The organism is Leeuwenhoekiella sp. NPDC079379 (assembly GCF_044542075.1).
Taxonomy (GTDB): Bacteria; Bacteroidota; Bacteroidia; order Flavobacteriales; family Flavobacteriaceae; genus Leeuwenhoekiella.
Genome location: NZ_JBITTU010000005.1, coordinates 191,085 through 212,084, shown reverse-complemented (window position 1 = coordinate 212,084; position 21,000 = coordinate 191,085). Strand labels below are relative to the sequence as shown.

Below are 21,000 nucleotides of genomic sequence, written 5' to 3'. Positions count from 1 at the left end.
AAGGCTCCCAAATTGGGAGCCTTTTTTTATTAAAAATAACTTTGAAAAAAATATACCATTAATAATAACCACCCTACAGCAAGTAACAAACCACCTAACGGAGTTATAGGCCCCAAAAATCGCATTTTTCTTCCTGCAGCACTACTAAGGCAAAGACCATAAATAGAAAAAGAAAATAAAAATGTACCCAAGCTAAAGCAGGTTATAATAATTGATTCTAAACGTGTATTAAAATTAAGATTGAAGCTTAGAATCAATAATAGAATGGCGTGATACATTTGATATTTTATTCCGGTCTCAAAACTTCTCATTTGATCTTCATTTAATTTTTTCTTGAGCGCATGAGCACCAAAAGCACCAAAAACAATTGCTAAAAAACCAAATAGCGATCCAAAAAACTGACTTACTAAAATTTCCATAATTTATAATTGAATAGAATTTAAAGGTAAATTTTGAGAACTATTTAAACACAACTTTGCACTGAAAATTATATCTTCAAAAAATGAATTTGAAAAATTATATAACAGACGTTCCTAACTTCCCTAAAGAAGGAATTACTTTTAAGGATATTAATCCATTACTTGCTAATCCTGAAGCTACAAACAAAGCTGTAGAGCTACTTGCAAAAGGTTTGTACGGTTTTGATGCTACAAAAATTGTAGGCATTGAAAGCAGAGGATTTTTATTGGGTATTCTTTTAGCTCAAAAATTAAAACTAGGGTTTGTACCTATTAGAAAGCCAGGGAAATTACCGGGAGCCATAATTAGCCAAAGCTATGCGCTTGAGTATGGTGAAGATTCTATCGAAATTCAGGAAAATAGTATTAAACCAGGAGATCTGGTAATTGTACATGATGATGTCTTAGCAACTGGTGGCACGGCAGCAGCAGCTTGTAAACTTGTAGAAAAATGTGGTGGCACTGTTGTACAGTGCAATTTTTTAATGGAACTTAATTTTCTGGAAGGAAGATCTAAAATTAGCAACTACCCATTACACAGCATTGTGCATTACTAATCTAGTGAGTTTTTAGTAACCCATAATTTATATCCAAAAAGCGCCAACTGAAATTTGCTAGCCTTAGTAAGGTCTAACTCTTTTTTAGTAAAACTGGGCAATACCTTTTTATTAATTTTTGCCAGAGTTTTAAATAGGTGCTTTTTCATACTTTTTACTCTTTAAGTTTTAATAGTCTGATTCTTTCAAATTTAGAATATTAAACACAATTCTGCGCGCGCTTTCAGAAAGTGTTAAGACTTAAGTGCTTTAACTAAATAGCGTCTCGATGATTGTTAGAATTAAGGTTACCATAACTGTGATTTTTTGATTGATGAATTGTTTGTTCTACAAAGAATGCAAGTAAAAACCATATCTACAATTATTTTAAACAGTATTAATGCAATTGAATACAGTATTGTAAGTAAAAGAATCAAGTATACTTCATACTGAAACACTATTCCTATAATCTCGGTTTCATTCGTTAACTATAAGTTTAGCTATACGTGAAAAATGAAACATTTACAGACCTCTATTTTAGGTTTTCTTACTTTCTAAGAGCATTTTTAAAGTTAATTTACCGCTAAACGCAATTATCATCATATTCAAAAAAAAAACCGCTAAAGAATAGTACTCTAGCGGTTCTTTTCAAATATTTTTAATCTTATTATTTTTTGACTTTTGTGGTGATAATTACTACACCATCTTTACCATCCATTTTATCTTTATATAATGCTCTGGCAGCATCTCCTTTTAAGATATTTATTGATTCAATGCTAGAAGGGTCAATACTATTTAAATCTTTATCTAAAAAAATTTCACCATCAATTACAATTAAAGCCTTTGATGATTTTATCTCAGAATTTGAATCATTAGCATAGGTGGTATTAGATTTTTTTTCTTTCAATTCAATTTTAAGAGATTCTACATCTTTCTCAATTTCTTGCTTACGGGATTCTGAACGTTTCTCCATTTCCTCACGTTTTTTCTCCATTTCTTCCCGTCGCTTCTCCATTTCTGCTCTACGCTCATCCATTACTGCTCTACGCTCATCCATTTGAGCACGGCGGGCATCCAGTTCTTGTTGCATAGTGTCACTACTACTTACTTTTGTATTTGTATTTGTGCGTTGTACAATACTATTTGATCCAGAAACTACTCCAAAACTTCCATCTTCAGATCTGTAAATGACAATATCTCCTATAGGATTTGAGCTATTATAAGACGTGCTTGATTGGCTACCAGATTCTTCATCTACTACATTTAAAGATATACTGGTAATAAAACCATCGCTGTTATATTTTAGTTTTGAATATTTTAGCGAAACGTTATATTCAGATTTCAATTCTTTTACTAAAGCATCTAATTCTGATTTTGTAGCAGATTTAGAAATAACCTTCTTAAATTCCTTTGTATTTATCATAGGCGATTCGGCTTCAGTAGTTAATTCTATAACTGGCTTTGTATTCATATTAGAAGTTTCGCCAGTTGCATTTTTAGAAGATAATGATAATACGGGTTGCTTTACATTGGCATGTACGTTTTTCCCTTCGCTTTCCGAAGTATAACTTACAACTTCTTTTATATTGAAACTGTACATAAAAGCTGCCAATGCCGGCAAGACCAAAAGCATTTTCCACTTATTAATTCTTTTAGATTCTTGTTTGTTTAACATAACTATTCGTTTTTTGATAAATGATTGATAAAATGAATGTGAAAGACTAGGCACTCGCTTCGAAAAAGCAACACGTACTAATGCCAACTGATATTTTTTTTGATCTGTAACTTGACTGGCTGTCGCAGAGTCTGCGAGGTATTCTAAATTCTGATCTACTATTTTTTTATAAAGCCATGCGAACGGATTAAACCATTGCACAATTAGTAATATTTGTATTAAAAGCATATCTATACTATGACGTTGTTTAGCATGGGTTTGCTCGTGAAGAATGATCATCTCTAGCTCTGCTTGGGTATGACCCGTATGATCTAAAACGATGTAATTAAAAAAAGAAAATGGGGTCTCTAAACCGTCAATCTGTATATAATGAAATCCTTTACGTGTCGTAGAGCGTGAGCTTCTTACAAAACTTAGGATGTTCTTAACTTTTATAACTAATACGACAGTCATTACTAAAACTCCTAAACCGTATATAATACCTGCTAGTTCCCACCCGGTAATTTCTAACCAATTAGATGCTTCAATTTTGTTTGAAATATTGTTCTGCGTAGGAATATTGAAATCTACAAGTGCTTCATTTTTGTAAACTATGCGGGTTAATATAATTGGTGGAGCACAGACAGCAGTTAGTATGCCTATTAGTAAAAAATGTCTGTTGACTTTAAAAAAGGTTTCGCTTTCTAACAAAATTTTATATGCTAAATAAAATATAGCTAGGATTGTGGCACTTTTTAATAGGTAGGTTATAAGTAACATACTACTTCTTATTTTCAATTAAATCAAGAATCTCACGCAATTCGTTTGCAGTAATCTTCTCTTCTTTCGCAAAAAATGATACCATGTTTTTATACGAACTATCAAAAAATCGTCTGGTCGCTTCGTTCCAGAACTTGTTGCCATAAGCTTCTCTACTTATTATAGGAAAATATTGATGCGTTTTACCGTAAGCTTTATATCCCACATAGCCTTTCTCTTCAAGATTTCTTACAATTGTAGATACAGTATTGTAATGTAGATTTTCATCCTCGAGACCAGCCTGCACTTCTTTTACAAAAGCTTTTTCAAGCTTCCAAAGCACGTGCATAATCTCTTCTTCTTTGTTGGTCAATTTTTCCATTGTCAAAATTTATTTAGGGATTCTGTCTTGCTTTTCATTCGTTACTTATTCAACAACTTTAAATTTTCATAAATAATTAAAGATTAGCAGATAATCAAATGTAAAACTAAATTTTTAGGTAAACAACTATTTTTATAGTTTTAAAACTAGGTTTATAGTAATCTATATTTATAGGAATGAAAACGTATTCTACAAGCGTGAAATTTTTACCTATTTTTACAGAAACCTATTAGCCCTTGGACATTCTTGAAAATTTTAGAATACTCGATTTACTCGACATTCTATTAGTTGCAACTCTACTCTACTACCTTTATAAATTAGTTAAAGGAACTGTTGCTATTAATATATTTCTAGGAATTTGTATTATTTGGGTCATCTGGAAAATCACACAGCTGTTACAGATGGAAATGTTAAGTACCATTCTAGGACAGTTTATAGGTGCCGGAATGTTTGCGCTAATTGTTGTTTTTCAGCAAGAAATACGCAAGTTTCTTTTAATGATAGGTTCTACTAATATAGGTCGCAAAAGCGGATTTTTAAAGCATATTAAATTCTTGCAAGATGAAGCAAAAGATTCGTCAAACACTAAAGTTGAGGTAATCATTGAAGCCTGTGAAAAAATGGGAAGTGATAAAACCGGAGCTTTAATTGTTATTCAACGCACTACAAATCTCGATTTTGTAAAAAATACCGGAGACTCTATGAGTCTAGAGGTAAACAAACCTATTTTACAAAGTATCTTTTTCAAAAACTCTACGTTACACGATGGTGCAGTGATTATAGAAGAAAATAGAATTACCGCTACACGTGCAATTCTTCCTGTATCTAATGAACGTAATATACCGCTACGTTTTGGTTTACGACATAGAGCAGCTGTAGGTATCACTGAAAAAACAGATGCAGTTGCCCTTGTTGTGAGTGAAGAAACCGGTGCAATTAGTTATTTGAAAGATGGTGAATTTGTGCTTTTTAAAAGCAATGAAGAACTTATTGAAATTCTAAGAAAAGACCTTAGTTAAATCTCTATGAGTATCGAAAAGACCGAAAATACGCTCGTTATTGTGGATTACTGCAGAAATTGCGCTAAACATTTAATTCCCCATGCTAAATTCTGCGATAGTTGTGGTGCTAAAATCATTAAAAACCGAATAACGGCACGAAACCTTCTTGAGGATTTCAACGATAGGTTTTTAAGTATTGACGGCGCTTTTCCAAAAACGTTTATAGCTCTTTTTAAAAAACCCGAAGATGTTATAGGAGGTTATATAAATGGGGTGCGAAAAAAATACATATCTGCTTTTGGCTATTTCGCACTCTCCCTTTCGATTGCAGGTATTTATGTTTTTATAATTAGAGAATATTTTATGGATTCTCTTTTTGAAAACATAGCCTTTCCTGAAAAACAGAATAAGGTCAAATTAGATTTCATTAAAAAGATCACGCTGAATATCAATGAATATCAGGCATTATTCAGCATTATTAGTATTCCTTTTCTAGCTTTGATTTCAAGAATTGTTTTCTGGAATTATAAACAATTTAATTATCTGGAGCATATGGTTATTTACCTGTATGCTTTTAGCCACATTAACCTTACGTTTTACATTTTAGTAATTCTTACAATCTGGTCAACTTCCCTCTATACTTTTTTCAGTTTTGTCGGGATGATTGGGTATATGTTTTACTTATGTTATGTATTAAAAAGACTTTATCGTCTTAGCTTCTATAACTTAATCCTGAAAACTTCCTTATTTGCTTTAATAGGTATTTTGTTGATTTTACTACTATTTATTGCAGTGATCGTAATGACAAAAATAGGTATGTTTGATGAACTTTTAAAAAGTATAAAAACAGCTTAGGAAGTAAAAAATTAAACAATTTCTTGATTAGCCGCAAATTGAACCTCATAGAGATTGCGGTAATAACCACCCTCCTTCTGAAGCAGTTCTTTGTGGCTGCCTATTTCTACAATAATCCCTTTATCCATTACAATAATCTTATCTGCTTTCTTTATAGTGGCAAGACGGTGTGCTATAACAATAGACGTTCTGCCTTTTGTTATTTTGTTTATCGCTTTCTGAATAAGCTGTTCACTATTAGAATCTACAGAAGAGGTTGCTTCATCAAGAACTAGGATTCCTGGATTGCTTACATAGGCTCTTAAAAATGCGATAAGCTGTCGCTGACCACTAGAGAGCATTGCGCCACGTTCTTTTACATTATAATGATATCCATTAGGCAGACTACTTATAAAAGAATCAACGCCTATAGCTTTTGCAGCTTCTACCACGTCTTCTTCAGTAATATTAGGATTATTTAAGGTGATATTATTTAATATAGAATCTGCAAATAAGAATACATCTTGTAAAACAACAGCGATTTCAGAACGCAGCGAACTTAGCTTTACCTCCTTAATATCTATGCTGTCTATTTTTATTTTACCGCTATCAATTTCATAAAAACGACCCAGTAGATTAATTATCGTAGATTTTCCTGCACCTGTAGAACCTACAATTGCAACCGTTTCTCCAGCTTTTACTTCAAGATTAATTCCTTTTAAAACTTCTTCATCAGGAACATAGCTAAAACGTACATCTTCAAAAGTGAGATCTCCTCTAATACTATTTAAAATATGAGTTCCCTTATCTTCAATTCTAGAATCGGTATCCAGTATTGCAAAAACCCGGTTTGCAGCTACCATACCCATTTGTAGCGTATTAAATTTATCTGCTATTTGTCTTAAAGGCGTAAAAAGCATTTGTGAAAATTGAATAAATGCGGTTACTAAACCTATGGTTATAACATCACTTTGGGCCGCTCTAAGGCCACCATACCAAACTAATAAACCTATAGTTATCGAAGTTACCATTTCTGCAACCGGAAAGAAAATCGAGTTATACCAGACTGTCTTATTCCAGGCACGCATATGTTTTTTATTAATACCATCAAATTTCTTACGCTCAATATCTTCTCTTGAAAAAATCTGCACGATTTTCATCCCAGTAACACGCTCCTGTACAAACGAATTTAAATTAGCTACCTGCGTACGTACTTCTTCAAAAGCAACTTTCATCTTCTTTTGAAAAACACGGGTTGCATAAAGTATAAAAGGTAGAATTACAAAAACGATGAGTGCTAATTGCCAGCTCTTATAAAGCATAACACCCGCAATGACTAGCATTTTAAGCATGTCACTAATTATCATAAATAGACCTTCGCTAAAAATACTCGCTATAGTTTCAATATCATTTACAGCACGAGTAACCAGTCTACCTACAGCAGATTTATCGTAATACTGCATTTTAAAGCGAATCATATGACCAAAAAGCTTAACGCGAATGTCACGTACTACTTGTTGACCCAGCCAGTTTGCAAAATAAATAAACAGCAGTTGAAAGAGGGATTCACCTAATAAAACAATGAGGGTAAGCTGTATATAATAAATTAAGCTATCAATATCTTTAGGCTGCATACCTTCATCTATTGCAAGCTCAAGATAAATGGGCCTTAATACAGCAAATACAGATATTAATATCGCAGCAAAAGCCACAAAATAAAGCCTTACACGATATGGCTTAGTATAACCAAGCAAACGCTTAAAAAGCCCAAAATCAAATGCGTTACCTTTAGTTTCTTCTGCCATCTATCTTAAAAATTTCTTGAGGATATTTAACTGCGGTTAAGTAAAGCCCGTGTGCTGGCGCAGATGCTCCAGCTTCAGAACGTGCTCTGCTCGCAATTATATCTTTTACTTGAGAAGGAGTTATAATTTGCATCCCTACATCTAATAAGGTTCCTACTACCGCACGTACCATATTACGTAAAAAACGATCTGCGGTAATCGTGAAAATCAACTGTTCCTCTTTATATTTCCAGCGCGCTTGAGTAATCTCGCAAAGATAAGTTTTCACGTCTGTATTTGACCTGCTGAAACATTTAAAATCTTGTTTACCTAACAAATACTCAGCTGCAATATTCATAAGATTTACATCAAGTTCTTTCTCAAAAAAATAAGATTGATTATTCAAAAATGGATTCTTAGCCTGATGTATTTTATATTCATAACTGCGAGCAACAGCATCAAACCGCGCGTGTGCATCATCGTTAACAGGTAAAATTGAATTTACCGCAATACTCTGAGGCATAAATCGGTTTAAACGATGCTGCAAATGCTTTAAGTCTTCTTCTGAAAAAACAGTCTCTACGTCAACGTGAGCAAAGAGTTGTTTTGCATGAACCCCGGCATCTGTTCTCCCAGCTCCAGTAACAGCGACAACACCTCGTAGTAAAGTGGACAAAGCATCTTCTAAGACTTCTTGAACACTTATACTTTGGGGCTGTCGTTGCCAACCATGGTAGGGTTGACCATCATATGCTATCTCGATAAAATACCGCAAACTGTAGGTTTGTAATTAAGCCTGCAAAGATACATCTTTGCAAGAAGTCATGATTCTTCTCAATAGATTTTGACTAAATCTGATTAATTTATGAAAAAGATTCTCCTTCTTAGTGACACCCATAGCTATATAGATGATCGTATTTTAGCGTATGCCGAAAAAGCAGATGAAGTCTGGCACGCGGGAGATATTGGCAGTCTTGAAGTTACAGACGCCTTAAAAAAAGTAAAACCTTTACGAGCAGTTTTTGGTAACATAGATGATCACGAGATCAGGAAAGAATTTCCTTTAAATAATAGATTTATCTGCGAAGGTGTTGATGTTCTGATAACCCACATTGGCGGTTATCCCGGAAAATACTCGCATGCACTACGCGACGAATTACGCACACGCACGCCAAAACTATTTGTATGTGGTCACTCTCACATTTTAAAAGTTATGCCAGATCGCAAGCTTAATCTGTTACATATGAATCCAGGTGCAATAGGAATTCACGGCTTTCATAAGGTACGTACTATGCTACGGTTTACAGTAGATAATGGTAACATAGATAATCTTGAAGTTATTGAGATCGAGCGTAAATAAATTACAAAATATCGAATCTAGATAAAAAGAAAAACCCTGCAAGTTGGCATACTTACAGGGTTTTTGCACTAATTAACTAAGATAGTAGATCTATCGTAACCGGTCAACAGATTTTACAAGATCCTCATCCCGCTTAATTGCTTTGTTGGCCAAAGCGATAAAAACGATAGAAATGATGGGGATTAGCATCCCAATACCCTTCTCAGGAGCCGCCGCCCCTCCAGATAAGATTTGCGACTGGTAAACCAATACACCTAGCAAAATAAAGTTCAAAATTATATTAAGTCTGCCCAGAACAAACTGAAGCTTTCTGTTTTTAAATAAAAAAATAGTAATCAAAGATAATAAAGCGCTTCCAAAAAACAACCCTACTAACTCTAACTTATCAACAGCATACACTAAGCTACCCTCTGCTGTACTGTATACAGGAATAGCAAAAAGCAAACACGCTGAAACTACTGCTGCAAGAAAAAGATAAATACTCTGTATACGTTGAATCATATATTCTATAAACCTGTTAAGGGTCACAAAAATATAAACTTCTTTGAGACTAGAATCATTTAAATAAAAAATATTATCGTATAATTGCATTAGAAAGCCTAACCACTTCTATGTTGGTTACTTACTTGTCGAAAAATTTCTTAGACCTTCTTCAAAATTTTTTGTCGGCTTCCAAATTCAATACAATACAGAAATTCATACTTATATTTAATGTTTAATATTTCAGAATTAAAAGCTAAGAAACTTCCAGAACTTCAGGAAATAGCTAAAGGCCTTGATATCCCCAAATACAGGACCTTAAAAAAACTAGACTTAGTCTATAAAGTCCTAGATCAACAAGCTGCAGATCCTAAAGCAGTGGCAGAAGTTATAGAGGTCTCATCTAACGAGAAACCTACAAAAACCAACACTTCAGAGGTTAAGAAGACACCAAGACCAAGAGCTCAAAACAAAAACAATCCTAAGAATAATCGTCTTGAACGAGACAATTCTAAGAAGACAGAGCCAGCTGCGGCAGCTAAAAACGAGGATGTCAAGACAGAAAAACCTGAAATAAAAGAAGACAGACAGCGCAAACCAAGACCTGCAAAGTCTGAGTCTGATTCTTCAAAACAAAACGACAATAAGCCTCAAAAAACTAGAGCTCGTAACGAGAATTCTTCTAATTCTAATAACCGCTCTAATACTAGAGAAAGAGATACTAACGGTAATAGTAATGGTAACTCAAATAGTAATACCAATTCTAATAACCGCAATAATAATCGTAATACTAATGCTAATAATAACGGAAATAAAGATACCCGTAACCGTTATAGAGAGCCAGATTATGAGTTTGAAGGCCTTATAGAAAGTGAAGGTGTTTTAGATATTATGCAGGACGGATATGGCTTTTTACGCTCGTCAGACTACAATTACCTATCTTCTCCAGATGATATCTATGTTTCACAATCACAAATTCGTTTATTTGGTTTAAAAACTGGTGATACAGTACTTGGGGTAATTCGCCCACCTAAAGAAGGTGAGAAATATTTCCCACTTATTAAAGTTTCAAAAATAAACGGCTTAGATCCTAGCGTTGTGCGCGATCGCGTTTCTTTTGAGCATTTAACTCCTTTATTTCCGAAGGAAAAATTTAATATCGCAGATCGTGAGAGCACTATCTCTACTCGTGTGATGGATTTGTTTGCTCCTATAGGTAAAGGGCAACGTGGTATGATTGTATCACAACCCAAAACAGGTAAAACTATGCTTCTTAAGGATGTTGCAAATGCAATTGCAGCTAACCACCCAGAGGTTTATCAAATGATATTACTTATTGATGAGCGTCCTGAGGAAGTAACAGATATGCAACGTAATGTAAAAGGCGAAGTTGTAGCTTCTACTTTTGATAAGGAAGCTCACGAGCACGTGCGCGTTGCAAATATTGTATTAGAGAAAGCAAAACGCCTTGTAGAATGCGGTCACGATGTTGTGATTCTGTTAGATTCTATTACGCGTTTAGCAAGAGCTTATAACACGGTACAACCTGCTTCAGGTAAAATTTTGAGCGGTGGTGTAGATGCAAATGCACTTCATAAACCAAAGCGTTTCTTTGGAGCTGCCAGAAATATAGAAAACGGTGGATCATTAACTATTATCGCTACTGCACTTACAGAAACAGGCTCAAAAATGGACGAGGTTATTTTTGAAGAATTTAAAGGTACTGGTAACATGGAACTTCAGTTAGATCGTAAGATTGCAAACCGAAGAATTTTCCCTGCTATAGACCTTACTTCTTCAAGCACCAGACGAGATGACTTATTATTGAGCGATAACGCAATACAAAGAATGTGGGTAATGCGTAAATATCTCGCAGATATGAATCCTGTTGAAGCTATGGAATTTGTTAGTGAGCGCATAAAACAAACCAGAAATAATGAAGAATTTCTTATTTCTATGAACGGTTAATATTTGAAACCTTCTGTATACTAAAAAGCCGATATCATTTTGATATCGGCTTTTTAAATTTTTGTCTGTATTTTAGTCTTATGCTATGGAAAATTTGAACAAAAAAATACTTGTAATTGAAGATGATGCAAGTGTATGTGCTTTTATCAACAAGGGCTTATCAGAAAATAATTTTGAAGTTACAGTTGCATTAAATGGTAAACTTGGCTACGAGCTTTCTCTTAAAACGAGCTATGATTTAATTATTCTGGACATTATGTTACCAGAAATGAATGGTATCGAAATATGTTTAAAAATTAGAGAAAAAGATAAACACACTCCTATTCTATTTCTTACCGCACTTGGCAGCTCAGAAAATATAAGTCTAGGCCTAAACAGTGGCGGCGATGATTATCTAGCAAAACCCTTTAAATTTATTGAACTAACTGCTCGTATTAATAGTCTATTGCGCAGATCATCTATAAGTCATCAACTCGAAGTAACAGATGAGGTTTATACATTTCAAGATATAATAGTTAATAATAGGCAGAAAACTGCACAGCGAAATAGCCTCGATTTAGGCTTAACATCTACAGAATATAGATTACTACTCACTTTTATCAAATCTCCTCAGAAAGTATTCTCTAGAGAAGAACTTTTAGAAAAAGTATGGGGCGTAAACTACGAGATAGGCACTAACGTCGTTGATGTTTATGTAAACTATTTGAGAAAGAAAACGGAAAAGAAAAATAATAATCGACTCATCCAGACAGTAATAGGTATGGGTTATGTACTGAAAGAAAATGACTACTCAAGCTAAAATAGTACTATTATTAAGCAGTATATTTCTAACTCATACTGCTATTTTTAGCATATTTATTTACTACTCAATCTCTAATTATGCGTATAATGACTTTTACAAACGACTTGAAATTAGGGCAATAACTACTGCTAAAATTGAGTTAGAAAATGTTCAGGATATAAATGCTGTTAAAGAGATTCGCTTAGAGTATTTAGAAAAACTCCCAGATGAAAAAATAGAATTTATAGATCTATCAAATACAGATTTAAATAACGAAAGTAAAAAACTTAATATTCCAAGATCATTTATCAATGATATATTGAATAATGAGCGCGCATTTTACAAGAAAAATGAAACGTATTATTCTGGAATTCGATATAAAACCATAGGTAAAGATTATATGGTAATTGCCTCTGCTCAAAACTACTATAGTACGCATCATATAGTTTACTTACGCAATCTTTTAATTCTCGCTTTAGTATTTTCTATACTATTAATAGGTATTATATCTTATTTATTCTCGAGAAAAGTAATGCTTCCTGTTCGACGTATAATTAAAGAGATGAAAAAAATAAGTACAGAAAATTTGAATTACAGATTATATGTACCTACAGATAATAATGAATTAGCTAGTCTTACAAGTACCTTTAACACAATGCTCAACAGACTTGAAACATCTTTTGAGTCACAGAAGAACTTTGTAAGCAATGCATCACACGAATTAAATACACCCCTTACCTCTATCATAGGGGAAGCAGATGTAAGTCTATCTAAAACCCGCAGCCCAGAAGAATATATTAAAACTCTAAATACTATATTATGTGAAGCAGAAAAGCTAGATAAAAAAACAAAGGCTTTATTGTTTTTAGCACAAAGCGGTTATGACGGAAAAACTCAAAAATTTAAAACACTTCGAATAGATGAACTGATATTAGAAGTAAAAGATACTGTCGGAAAAATATACCCAAATGTAAAAATCAAAATCGATTTTTCACTACTTCCAGAGAATTCTGAAAAACTTAAAATTACGGGTAATGATCAATTACTGCATCTAGCAATTTCAAATATTCTTTTAAACGCCTGTAAATACAATCTAAGAAATGATGTAACCATAGCATTAGCTGTATCTAATAACAATGTCATTATATCTGTAAAAGATCAAGGTATTGGCATTCCAGAATCTGAAATACCCTATATATACGATCCGTTTTTTAGAGCATCTAATACACGAGAATACGAAGGTTATGGTATAGGGCTACCCCTTGCACGTAATGTAGTATATCAACACAATGGGTTTCTCGAGATAAATTCTGAAGAAAATATAGGGACCACTGTAGAGATAAAATTACCTACACGAAAATTTTAAATTCTCATCTCATTCTAATCTCCTTTTAAGACCTCTCTAAAACGTTGAATATAGCTTTGTTTAAAAATAACATTGCTATGAAAAAGATTCTTATTCCAACAGATTTCACTGTTGACTCCTTAGTACTTTTAAAAAACGCCCTTAGTACTTGTAAAGGGCAAAAATTAGATGTTGTCCTAGCTTATGGAGCACATCTAGATTCTGCTATTTGTGATCTCCTATTTTATTCAAAAAAGAACCACATTCAAAAACTTACAAATAAAGAGTTCAATGAAGGTAAAGCGATCCTTACTAATAGATATAAAGATCAAATAAATTCACTTTCTATAGAGCTTTTTATAGGCACTACTCAAAGTGCATTTAAGAGTTTTGCTGAAGGTTTAAATATTTCTCAGATCTATGCTACAAATGATTACCACGACTTACAAATAAATAAAAAAACTGGATTCTGCTTATATAAATATTTTAAAAAATCAGAAATCGAGGTTTTAGAATTAGATTATAAAACATCGCATTTAAAGGTGAAGCACGGGGTATTATCAAAACTTTTAACTTCTTAGAAATGGAAAACAGGATCCCTTTAATTTACTTTCTTTCCATACTTACGCTAATAATCATTGCCACCGTAGTACTCAATAAAAACTCTAGCCCCAATGAGGAATTACTTGGTAAATGGGAAGAAGTATCCTGGCGTTATGAGAAAGCTCCGCAACGCACAGGCAAAGAAATAAGTAATGATCAACTTATAGAGATTACGAAGAATTTAATTATTCATGAAGCTGAAATTTGGGAATTCAAGCCAAATGGTAATGCTATTCTTTATAATAAAGATACAGCTGAAAAATTAACCTGGACCTTAAAAGGAAGAGGTCATATTTTAAAACTAAACCATAAAAATTCAAGTGAGTATTATCAATTGTATCATGTAAGTGAAGATAAATTAGTAGTCCATTTTCATACTGAATTACAAGCTAAAGGCATCGTTAAAATGACTTTCTTGAAAAAGATTTAGCTATGCTGAGAAAATTTAATAATAGTAGAACTGTAAAAGACAATATTCAGTTAGGTGCTTTGACAGCTTTTTCTGCCGGGATGGTAAATGTTACTTCCGTAATTATATTCTTTGCTTTTACTTCTAATGTAACGGGGCACTATGCAATACTTGCCGAAGAAATCGCTAAGGGTAACTGGTATGAATCACTTATTGTCTTTACTTGGATATTTATGTTCTTTATAGGCAACTTCACATCAAATCTTATAATAATTAATTACAATAAGACAAATCCTTATGCCGCTCATTCTGCTCCTTTAATTATCGAAATTATTTGCTTGTTTGCCGTTGGCACTTATGGCTTCTTTCATTATCAAGAAACTTTGCAAGAAACTGAAATTATGATAGGAGTAATGCTATTTGCAATGGGAATACAAAATGGCCTCACCGCTAGCATTTCTAACTTTTCTGTAAAAACTACTCATCTCACAGGGCTAACTACAGATTTAGGAATTTTAGCCGCGATGTTTACCAAAGAAAAATACCGTAAAAACAAAGCTCTTATAGCAAAAAAACAAATCTTACTTAGTATAGTAAGTGCATATTTATCTGGTGGGATTGTTGCAGGTGTAGTGTATCTTAAAATTGGTTTTCTGGTCTTCTATGCAGTATGCCTAGTTATAATGTTCATAATAGTATATGAACATTATAAATTGAAAGTTACAAAAGCTTTGAGAGGTAAACGCAATAAGCTAAATCCTCCCCTATTTTCAGAATGAAATAATTTACTCTAAGATAAATTATAATTAGGTATTTAGTTATTTACTATAGCTAAATACCTAGTTCTTGCGAGTCAAACTAATCGAACGATTAATATTTTGTAAATACCTACAAACAAAAAAAACGCCTACAATTGCTTGTAGGCGTTTTTAAGTTTTAAAACAAGTTACTATAACGCGTTCACGTGCTTAGCAAGTTGAGATTTCAAGTTAGAAGCTTTGTTATCATGAATGATATTATTCTTAGCTAACTTATCAATCATAGAAACCACAGATGGAAACAAAGTAGTTGCTTCAGCTTTATCAGCCTCACGCAATCTCTTCATTGCATTACGAGTAGTTCTGCTCTGGTAACGATTTCTTAAACGCTTTACTTCGCTGTTTCTAATTCTCTTTAGAGATGACTTGTGATTTGCCATTATCTTGTTTTGTTTTTAAATTGTAGCCCGTAGGGGAATCGAACCCCTCTTACCAGGATGAAAACCTGGCGTCCTAACCGATAGACGAACGGGCCATTATGTCAAATATTCATGCTTTCAGGCGCACGACCAACCTTTACTGTAGTCCGTAGGGGACTCGAACCCCTGTTACCAGGATGAAAACCTGGCGTCCTAACCCCTAGACGAACGGACCGGTCTTTCGCTTAATTGCGGATGCAAAAATACACATATTTTTAGATCGTGCAATAGCTAATCGAACTTTTTTTAAAAAAATTTCAATTAATATGCTTTAGCAAATAGAACGCGCATTTTTGAAGGATTACCACTATAAACACAAACACCTTCTTCCTCATTGACATTCAAAGGTATACATCTTATCGTAGCTTTAGTTTCTGATTTTATACGCTCTTCGCTTTCTTTTGTACCATCCCAGAACGCACTAACAAATCCCGTTTTATTTTCTAAAATATCTTTGAATTCATCATAAGTTTCTACTTCAGTGATATGACTATCTCTAAAATTCTTTGCCTTATTAAAAAGTGCTTTTTGCATTTCTGCAAGAAGTTCCTGTACGCGATCTACTATTGCATCTTTAGAAACAGTCTCTTTAGTAAGCGTATCTCTACGAGCTAACTCAACGGTACGCTTCTCAAGGTCTCTTGGACCTATTGCTATACGCAATGGCACACCTTTAAGTTCGTACTCATTAAATTTCCAACCTGGCTTGTGTGTATCTCTATCATCATATTTTACAGAGACACCTAATAATTTAAGTTCACGCTGGAGCTCTCTCGCTACTTGTGAGATTGAATCTAACTGGTCTTCTCCTCTATAAATAGGAACTATCACAACTTGAATTGGAGCAAGGTTAGGAGGCAATACGAGACCATTATCATCACTGTGTGTCATCACTAATGCACCCATCAAACGTGTCGAAACACCCCAAGAAGTTGCCCAAACGTGTTCCTGACTACCTTCTTTAGTTGCAAACTTAACGTCAAATGCTTTGGCAAAGTTTTGACCTAAGAAGTGACTGGTACCCGCCTGTAATGCTTTACCATCCTGCATCAAAGCCTCAATACAATACGTATCTAAAGCTCCTGCAAAACGCTCACTTTCTGTCTTAGTACCTTTTATTACTGGCATTGCCATAAAGTTCTCAGCAAAATCAGCATAGATACGCATCATTTGCTGCGCTTCTTCTATCGCCTCCTGCTGAGTAGCATGAGCAGTATGACCTTCTTGCCATAAAAATTCTGAAGTTCTTAAAAATAATCGCGTACGCATTTCCCAACGCACCACATTTGCCCATTGATTAATTTTTATAGGAAGATCTCGATAAGACTGAATCCATTTTCTATAGGTATCCCATATAATCGTTTCAGAAGTTGGGCGAACAATTAGCTCTTCTTCTAACTTAGCATCAGGGTCTACAATAATACTTCCATCTTCGTCATTTTTTAAACGATAATGTGTCACAACCGCACATTCTTTTGCAAAGCCATCTACATGACTAGCTTCTTTACTGAAATAAGATTTAGGGATAAATAAAGGAAAATAGGCATTCTCATGACCTGTATCTTTAAACATTCGATCTAATTCTGCTTGCATCTTTTCCCAGATTGCATAACCATATGGTTTAATCACCATACAACCCCTAACACCCGAATTCTCAGCTAGATCTGCCTTTACAACCAGCTCGTTGTACCATTTTGAATAATCCTCTGCTCTTGTAGTTAAATTCTTTCCCATATATGTTTATTTGGCACAAATATTGTGTCTTTATCTGTAATTGAAAGTTTTGCAACATGTTTGTTAAATGCACAAAATTGAGCGCAAAACTAACTAAATTTACAATGTACAACAATAAAATACGGATGATATGCGAGGCGTGAACTTAACTCTAGGAACTTTTATAAAATCAGCTGTTGCTGCTGTTTTCACTTTAGTAGGATTTATTTCCTGTGGGCCATCTCAATATTCTATGAATGATGGAATATATAGCAGAAGCACCCGCGTATCTGACACTGACTATAATCAAGAAACGGTAAGCACTAATTCTGATGTCTATGCTAATTATTTTAATCAAGGTGCAACTGATCTGCAGAATGCTCAAGAAGACGGCTCTATTTTTACAGATGTAGAATCTTACAGCTCAAATTCTCAATACAATGATGAAGATGCAATGCTACAAGGGAACCTTGCTTACAATGCAAATGCCGGTTGGGGTGATACTTATGATGAAGTTATAGTTAACATACAACCATCATTCTATAATCAAATGGGATTCGGCTTTGCCAGACCTTTTTGGGGTAATAATTTTGGTTACGGTGGTTTTGGATACGGTTATGGTGGCTTTGGTTACGGTGGCTTTGGATTTGACCCGTTTTTCTCAGGCTATGCCTGGGGAGGATATCCGGCTTTTGGTTACGGTTTAGGGTGGAGATCACCATTTTATTATGGGTATAATCCTTACTTTGGCTATGGGTATAGAAATTATCCGTTTTATGCTAACAGATATTACTCGGGTTACAATAATGGGAGATTTGCATACGCAAATAACAGACGCTCAAATAATTCATACAGCACAAGCAGAACTGCAAACTCACAGGCTACAGCCACCTCGAGATCAAGAAACTCATCAGTTAATTATGCGCGTACTAGCAGAACGTATAGCCGTAATAATGTAGGTGTAAACCCTACTTCACGAAGTAGTGCATCAAGAACATCTGCAAATACATCAAGATCAAACTCTATCTATAACAGCACAGCGCGTAGAAGTAATACTGCAACAAGAAGCTCAGCAAATTCTAATACTACAATAAATAGATCTACGTCAACTCCTTCAAGAACAAGCACGTACTCAAGAAGCAATTCAAATAGTACACCTGTTAGAAGTTCAGTTCCAACTAGAACCTCTGCTCCTTCCAGAAGCTCAGCTCCAGCAAGAACGTCTGCTCCATCAAGATCTAGCAGCTCTGGTTCAGGCACAAGTAGAAGTAGTAGCTCGGGTAGCAGTAGACGTGGTGGTCGTTAATTAAATTTCAAAATTATTTACAATGAAAAAAATATTCATACTCCTATTTATAGGTCTAAGTATGCAGACTTTTTACGCTCAAACAATAGCTGACGCGGTACGATATAGTTCTCAGGACATAACAGGGACAGCACGGTATCGTGGAGTTAGTGGTGCATTTGGCGCTTTAGGCGGTGATGTCTCTGCTATTATGAACAATCCGGCAGGTTCTGCAGTTTTCAACAGGAGTTTTGTATCACTCTCTTTATCATCAGGTAATTATGATAATCAAACCTACTACAATGATGGTATTACTGTTTCAGATAAGTCTGATATTGACTTAAATCAGTTTGGTGGTGTTTTTGTTTCTCAAGGTAATGGTAACCTTAAAAAGTTTGCATTTAGCTTTAATTATGATCGCTCAAACGATTTTGACAATGGTTATGTCGCTGCAGGAACTAGTACAAATTCTATTGCAGATTATTTTTCAGGGTACGCTCAGGGAGTTCCACTAGATCTTCTAGAATTGCGAGATGATGAGACTACATCGAGTTTGTATCAGTTTTTAGGTGAAAATGAAAGTTATGGTGCGCAGCAAGCTTTTTTAGGATATCAAGGTTATTTAATTAATCCTGATTCTGATGATATCAACAACACAAGCTACACCAGTGCTCAAAACGGCAATACTTTTGATCAAGAATACCAGTACTTGAGCTATGGTAACAATAGTAAATTTACATTTAATGCAGCAGCTCAGGTTTCTGAAAATCTTTACTTAGGAATAAATTTAAATGCGCATACATTTAATTTCAGAAGAGAAACTATCTTTTTTGAGGACGCAAATAGCGCTGCAAATGCAGTGTCTAGCACACGATTTGATAATGAGCTAAGAAGTTATGGTACTGGTGCTTCATTACAATTAGGTGGTATTTACCATATTTCTCCGAATTTAAGACTAGGGGCAACTTATGATACCCCTACATATTTTACAATTTCTGAAGAGACTGAACAGTATCTATCTACAAACGGCATCAATGGAAACGTAGTTCTATCACCTAATGTCACCAATATATATGAAGATTATGATCTTCAAACGCCAGGAAAAGCAACAGGTAGTATAGCGTATATTTTTGGGTCTAACGGGTTTCTAAGCTTTGATTATTCTTATGAAGATTATACATCTATGAAATACAGACCAGATAATGATGTATTTTTTCAGCAAGTGAATACAGATATCGAAAATCAATTGACAGGAGCTTCTACATATAAAGTAGGTGGTGAGTTTCTTTCTGGTAACTGGAGTTTTAGAGGAGGTTACAAATTTAAAGAAAGCCCTTATAAAAATGATTCAATCTTAGGTGATCGTAGCGGTTACTCGGTAGGTCTTGGTTATGCGATAGGCAATGCACGAATTGATTTAGCGTATGACTGGGCAAAACAACAAAGCAATACAGCTTTATATGATGGGGCATTTTCTAACACTGCATTTACAGATACGATAAATACTAATATAGTCGCATCGCTTTCTTTTCAGCTTTAAAAATAGCACAAGAACATTACAAATCCTTCAAAGCATTTTTGAAGGATTTTTTTTTACCTATAACCCACTGATAGATTCAAAACTGATACAACCAAGACGTTTTTAAATTGTTAAATTAACTATCTTTGCAAGCCTTTAGCCTAAGCAGCGACTAATAGCTTTATGAATATGAATTTTGAAAACGAAGAACTAAAAGCGATCGATGAAGCAGGTGATGATCACCACAGCGCTTCAGCCGAAACTCCCCTAAGAGATGACGCTTTTGAAATGAGTGATGCAGAAAAAATCGCTCTAATTAATGAGGATGTAACCCATATTATGCAAACTTTAGGCTTAGATCTTACAGACGATAGCTTAAAAGGAACTCCGAACCGAGTTGCTAAAATGTTTGTAAATGAAATTTTTGGAGGACTTAATCCGCAGCGAAAGCCCAAGGCTTCTACCTTTGAAAATAATTATAAGTATGGTGAAATGCTTGTAGAAAAAAACATCACAGTTTATTCAACTTGCGAGCATCATTTATTACCTATCGTAGGTAGAGCGCACGTAGCTTATATTTCTAATGGTAGCGTTGTAGGACTTTCTAAAATGAATCGAATTGTTGATTATTATGCAAAGCGACCACAAGTTCAGGAACGTCTTACGATGCAAGTAGTTCAAGAATTACAAAAAGCGTTAGGGACACAAGATGTCGCTTGTGTTATTGATGCAAAGCACCTTTGTGTAAACAGTCGCGGTATTCGCGATATTGAAAGCAGCACGGTAACCAGTGAATTTGGCGGAAGATTTAAAGAAGAATCTGTACGTCGTGAATTTCTAGATTACATTAAATTAGATACTGCTTTTTAAGCATCGTACTTCTCATTTAAAC

Annotated in this window: 22 protein-coding genes and 2 tRNA genes; 13 read left to right on the top strand and 11 right to left on the bottom strand. The window is 34.4% G+C overall.

Going from position 1 to position 21,000, the window contains the following annotated elements:
* Positions 1–29: 29 nt before the first annotated feature.
* Entirely contained in the window at positions 30–419 is a 390-nt protein-coding gene (locus ACIGAM_RS11205) for a DUF423 domain-containing protein (protein WP_396511521.1), read from the bottom strand.
* An 83-nt stretch (positions 420–502) separates the two neighbouring features.
* Here ACIGAM_RS11205 and ACIGAM_RS11200 point away from each other — a divergent pair, with 83 nt between their 5' ends.
* The gene (locus ACIGAM_RS11200; RefSeq protein WP_396511520.1) at positions 503–1,015 is read left to right on the top strand and encodes an adenine phosphoribosyltransferase; all 513 of its coding nucleotides are present in this window, start codon (positions 503–505) and stop codon (positions 1,013–1,015) included.
* Here the strand turns inward: ACIGAM_RS11200 and ACIGAM_RS11195 are convergent.
* The 3 genes from ACIGAM_RS11195 to ACIGAM_RS11185 form a co-directional block, all read right to left on the bottom strand.
* Positions 1,012–1,164 (bottom strand): SsrA-binding protein, encoded by a 153-nt coding sequence (locus tag ACIGAM_RS11195; RefSeq protein ID WP_396511519.1) that lies wholly within the window; start codon positions 1,162–1,164, stop codon positions 1,012–1,014. The genes ACIGAM_RS11200 and ACIGAM_RS11195 overlap by 4 nt on opposite strands.
* 497 nt (positions 1,165–1,661) lie before the next feature.
* Complete coding sequence (locus ACIGAM_RS11190; protein ID WP_396511518.1) at positions 1,662–3,359, bottom strand: M56 family metallopeptidase; 1,698 nt, start codon at positions 3,357–3,359, stop codon at positions 1,662–1,664.
* 70 nt (positions 3,360–3,429) lie between these two features.
* Positions 3,430–3,789, bottom strand: coding sequence for a BlaI/MecI/CopY family transcriptional regulator (locus ACIGAM_RS11185; protein ID WP_396511517.1), 360 nt, complete (start codon positions 3,787–3,789; stop codon positions 3,430–3,432).
* A 236-nt stretch (positions 3,790–4,025) separates the two neighbouring features.
* Between ACIGAM_RS11185 and cdaA the strand changes: the two genes are divergently transcribed.
* Complete coding sequence (cdaA, locus tag ACIGAM_RS11180; protein ID WP_396511516.1) at positions 4,026–4,808, top strand: diadenylate cyclase CdaA; 783 nt, start codon at positions 4,026–4,028, stop codon at positions 4,806–4,808.
* 6 nt (positions 4,809–4,814) lie between these two features.
* On the top strand, positions 4,815–5,645 hold the full coding sequence (locus ACIGAM_RS11175) for a DUF3667 domain-containing protein (RefSeq protein ID WP_396511515.1): 831 nt from the start codon (positions 4,815–4,817) through the stop codon (positions 5,643–5,645).
* A gap of 11 nt (positions 5,646–5,656) precedes the next feature.
* On the opposite strand, the gene ACIGAM_RS11170 is transcribed toward ACIGAM_RS11175, so the two are convergent.
* Together ACIGAM_RS11170 and truA are read right to left on the bottom strand one after the other, a co-directional pair.
* Entirely contained in the window at positions 5,657–7,429 is a 1,773-nt protein-coding gene (locus ACIGAM_RS11170) for an ABC transporter ATP-binding protein (RefSeq protein ID WP_396511514.1), read from the bottom strand.
* Positions 7,413–8,183 carry a tRNA pseudouridine(38-40) synthase TruA gene (truA, locus tag ACIGAM_RS11165; protein WP_396511513.1) on the bottom strand — a complete coding sequence of 257 codons (771 nt, stop codon included), beginning with the start codon at positions 8,181–8,183 and terminating at the stop codon, positions 7,413–7,415. The genes ACIGAM_RS11170 and truA overlap by 17 nt, the downstream gene beginning before the upstream one ends.
* A 90-nt stretch (positions 8,184–8,273) precedes the next feature.
* On the opposite strand from truA, the gene ACIGAM_RS11160 reads away from it, so the two are divergent.
* Entirely contained in the window at positions 8,274–8,768 is a 495-nt protein-coding gene (locus tag ACIGAM_RS11160; RefSeq protein ID WP_396511512.1) for a metallophosphoesterase family protein, read from the top strand.
* 90 nt (positions 8,769–8,858) lie between these two features.
* On the opposite strand, the gene ACIGAM_RS11155 is transcribed toward ACIGAM_RS11160, so the two are convergent.
* Complete coding sequence (locus ACIGAM_RS11155) at positions 8,859–9,269, bottom strand: DUF4293 domain-containing protein (protein WP_396511511.1); 411 nt, start codon at positions 9,267–9,269, stop codon at positions 8,859–8,861.
* A 210-nt stretch (positions 9,270–9,479) separates the two neighbouring features.
* Here ACIGAM_RS11155 and rho point away from each other — a divergent pair, with 210 nt between their 5' ends.
* The 6 genes from rho (at position 9,480) to ACIGAM_RS11125 (ending at position 15,133) form a co-directional block, all read left to right on the top strand.
* Positions 9,480–11,216, top strand: coding sequence for a transcription termination factor Rho (rho, locus tag ACIGAM_RS11150; protein ID WP_396511510.1), 1,737 nt, complete (start codon positions 9,480–9,482; stop codon positions 11,214–11,216).
* 85 nt (positions 11,217–11,301) lie between these two features.
* Positions 11,302–12,015, top strand: a complete 714-nt coding sequence (locus ACIGAM_RS11145; RefSeq protein ID WP_396511509.1) for a response regulator transcription factor — start codon at positions 11,302–11,304, stop codon at positions 12,013–12,015.
* Positions 11,999–13,363, top strand: coding sequence for an ATP-binding protein (locus tag ACIGAM_RS11140; protein WP_396511508.1), 1,365 nt, complete (start codon positions 11,999–12,001; stop codon positions 13,361–13,363). Before ACIGAM_RS11145 ends, ACIGAM_RS11140 begins: the two co-directional genes overlap by 17 nt.
* A gap of 77 nt (positions 13,364–13,440) precedes the next feature.
* Positions 13,441–13,923: a hypothetical protein gene (locus ACIGAM_RS11135; protein WP_396511507.1), complete on the top strand. Its 483-nt coding sequence runs from the start codon at positions 13,441–13,443 to the stop codon at positions 13,921–13,923.
* Between the two features lie 2 nt (positions 13,924–13,925).
* Complete coding sequence (locus ACIGAM_RS11130; RefSeq protein WP_396511506.1) at positions 13,926–14,375, top strand: lipocalin family protein; 450 nt, start codon at positions 13,926–13,928, stop codon at positions 14,373–14,375.
* A 2-nt stretch (positions 14,376–14,377) separates the two neighbouring features.
* Positions 14,378–15,133, top strand: a complete 756-nt coding sequence (locus ACIGAM_RS11125; RefSeq protein WP_396511505.1) for a YoaK family protein — start codon at positions 14,378–14,380, stop codon at positions 15,131–15,133.
* Positions 15,134–15,303: 170 nt separating this feature from the next.
* Here the strand turns inward: ACIGAM_RS11125 and rpsT are convergent, their stop codons facing one another.
* The 4 genes from rpsT to proS all read right to left on the bottom strand — a co-directional run bounded on the left by rpsT (position 15,304) and on the right by proS (position 17,325).
* Positions 15,304–15,552 carry a 30S ribosomal protein S20 gene (rpsT, locus tag ACIGAM_RS11120; protein WP_028376284.1) on the bottom strand — a complete coding sequence of 83 codons (249 nt, stop codon included), beginning with the start codon at positions 15,550–15,552 and terminating at the stop codon, positions 15,304–15,306.
* A 23-nt stretch (positions 15,553–15,575) separates the two neighbouring features.
* Positions 15,576–15,647: transfer RNA gene (locus ACIGAM_RS11115), tRNA-Glu, on the bottom strand.
* Positions 15,648–15,694: 47 nt separating this feature from the next.
* Positions 15,695–15,766 (bottom strand) — tRNA-Glu (locus ACIGAM_RS11110).
* Positions 15,767–15,852: 86 nt separating this feature from the next.
* On the bottom strand, positions 15,853–17,325 hold the full coding sequence (proS, locus tag ACIGAM_RS11105; protein ID WP_396511504.1) for a proline--tRNA ligase: 1,473 nt from the start codon (positions 17,323–17,325) through the stop codon (positions 15,853–15,855).
* 130 nt (positions 17,326–17,455) lie between these two features.
* Between proS and ACIGAM_RS11100 the strand changes: the two genes are divergently transcribed.
* From ACIGAM_RS11100 to folE, 3 genes are all read left to right on the top strand, one after another.
* Complete coding sequence (locus ACIGAM_RS11100) at positions 17,456–18,610, top strand: hypothetical protein (RefSeq protein ID WP_396511503.1); 1,155 nt, start codon at positions 17,456–17,458, stop codon at positions 18,608–18,610.
* Positions 18,611–18,632: 22 nt separating this feature from the next.
* On the top strand, positions 18,633–20,129 hold the full coding sequence (locus ACIGAM_RS11095; protein WP_396511502.1) for an OmpP1/FadL family transporter: 1,497 nt from the start codon (positions 18,633–18,635) through the stop codon (positions 20,127–20,129).
* A 168-nt stretch (positions 20,130–20,297) separates the two neighbouring features.
* The gene (gene folE / locus ACIGAM_RS11090; protein WP_396511501.1) at positions 20,298–20,978 is read left to right on the top strand and encodes a GTP cyclohydrolase I FolE; all 681 of its coding nucleotides are present in this window, start codon (positions 20,298–20,300) and stop codon (positions 20,976–20,978) included.
* Positions 20,979–21,000 lie beyond the last annotated feature (22 nt).

Bases quoted from the DNA above. Each gene is read 5' to 3' on its own strand.
- ACIGAM_RS11140 (WP_396511508.1), top strand. From the start codon at position 11,999: ATGACTACTCAAGCTAAAATAGTACTATTATTAAGCAGTATATTTCTA.
- ACIGAM_RS11195 (WP_396511519.1), bottom strand. From the start codon at position 1,164: ATGAAAAAGCACCTATTTAAAACTCTGGCAAAAATTAATAAAAAGGTA.
- proS (WP_396511504.1), bottom strand. From the start codon at position 17,325: ATGGGAAAGAATTTAACTACAAGAGCAGAGGATTATTCAAAATGGTAC.
- ACIGAM_RS11155 (WP_396511511.1), bottom strand. From the start codon at position 9,269: ATGATTCAACGTATACAGAGTATTTATCTTTTTCTTGCAGCAGTAGTT.
- rpsT (WP_028376284.1), bottom strand. From the start codon at position 15,552: ATGGCAAATCACAAGTCATCTCTAAAGAGAATTAGAAACAGCGAAGTA.
- ACIGAM_RS11200 (WP_396511520.1), top strand. From the start codon at position 503: ATGAATTTGAAAAATTATATAACAGACGTTCCTAACTTCCCTAAAGAA.
- ACIGAM_RS11205 (WP_396511521.1), bottom strand. From the start codon at position 419: ATGGAAATTTTAGTAAGTCAGTTTTTTGGATCGCTATTTGGTTTTTTA.
- ACIGAM_RS11130 (WP_396511506.1), top strand. From the start codon at position 13,926: ATGGAAAACAGGATCCCTTTAATTTACTTTCTTTCCATACTTACGCTA.
- ACIGAM_RS11125 (WP_396511505.1), top strand. From the start codon at position 14,378: ATGCTGAGAAAATTTAATAATAGTAGAACTGTAAAAGACAATATTCAG.
- ACIGAM_RS11135 (WP_396511507.1), top strand. From the start codon at position 13,441: ATGAAAAAGATTCTTATTCCAACAGATTTCACTGTTGACTCCTTAGTA.
- ACIGAM_RS11185 (WP_396511517.1), bottom strand. From the start codon at position 3,789: ATGGAAAAATTGACCAACAAAGAAGAAGAGATTATGCACGTGCTTTGG.
- ACIGAM_RS11175 (WP_396511515.1), top strand. From the start codon at position 4,815: ATGAGTATCGAAAAGACCGAAAATACGCTCGTTATTGTGGATTACTGC.
- ACIGAM_RS11145 (WP_396511509.1), top strand. From the start codon at position 11,302: ATGGAAAATTTGAACAAAAAAATACTTGTAATTGAAGATGATGCAAGT.
- ACIGAM_RS11170 (WP_396511514.1), bottom strand. From the start codon at position 7,429: ATGGCAGAAGAAACTAAAGGTAACGCATTTGATTTTGGGCTTTTTAAG.
- ACIGAM_RS11095 (WP_396511502.1), top strand. From the start codon at position 18,633: ATGAAAAAAATATTCATACTCCTATTTATAGGTCTAAGTATGCAGACT.
- ACIGAM_RS11100 (WP_396511503.1), top strand. From the start codon at position 17,456: ATGCGAGGCGTGAACTTAACTCTAGGAACTTTTATAAAATCAGCTGTT.
- rho (WP_396511510.1), top strand. From the start codon at position 9,480: ATGTTTAATATTTCAGAATTAAAAGCTAAGAAACTTCCAGAACTTCAG.
- ACIGAM_RS11160 (WP_396511512.1), top strand. From the start codon at position 8,274: ATGAAAAAGATTCTCCTTCTTAGTGACACCCATAGCTATATAGATGAT.
- folE (WP_396511501.1), top strand. From the start codon at position 20,298: ATGAATTTTGAAAACGAAGAACTAAAAGCGATCGATGAAGCAGGTGAT.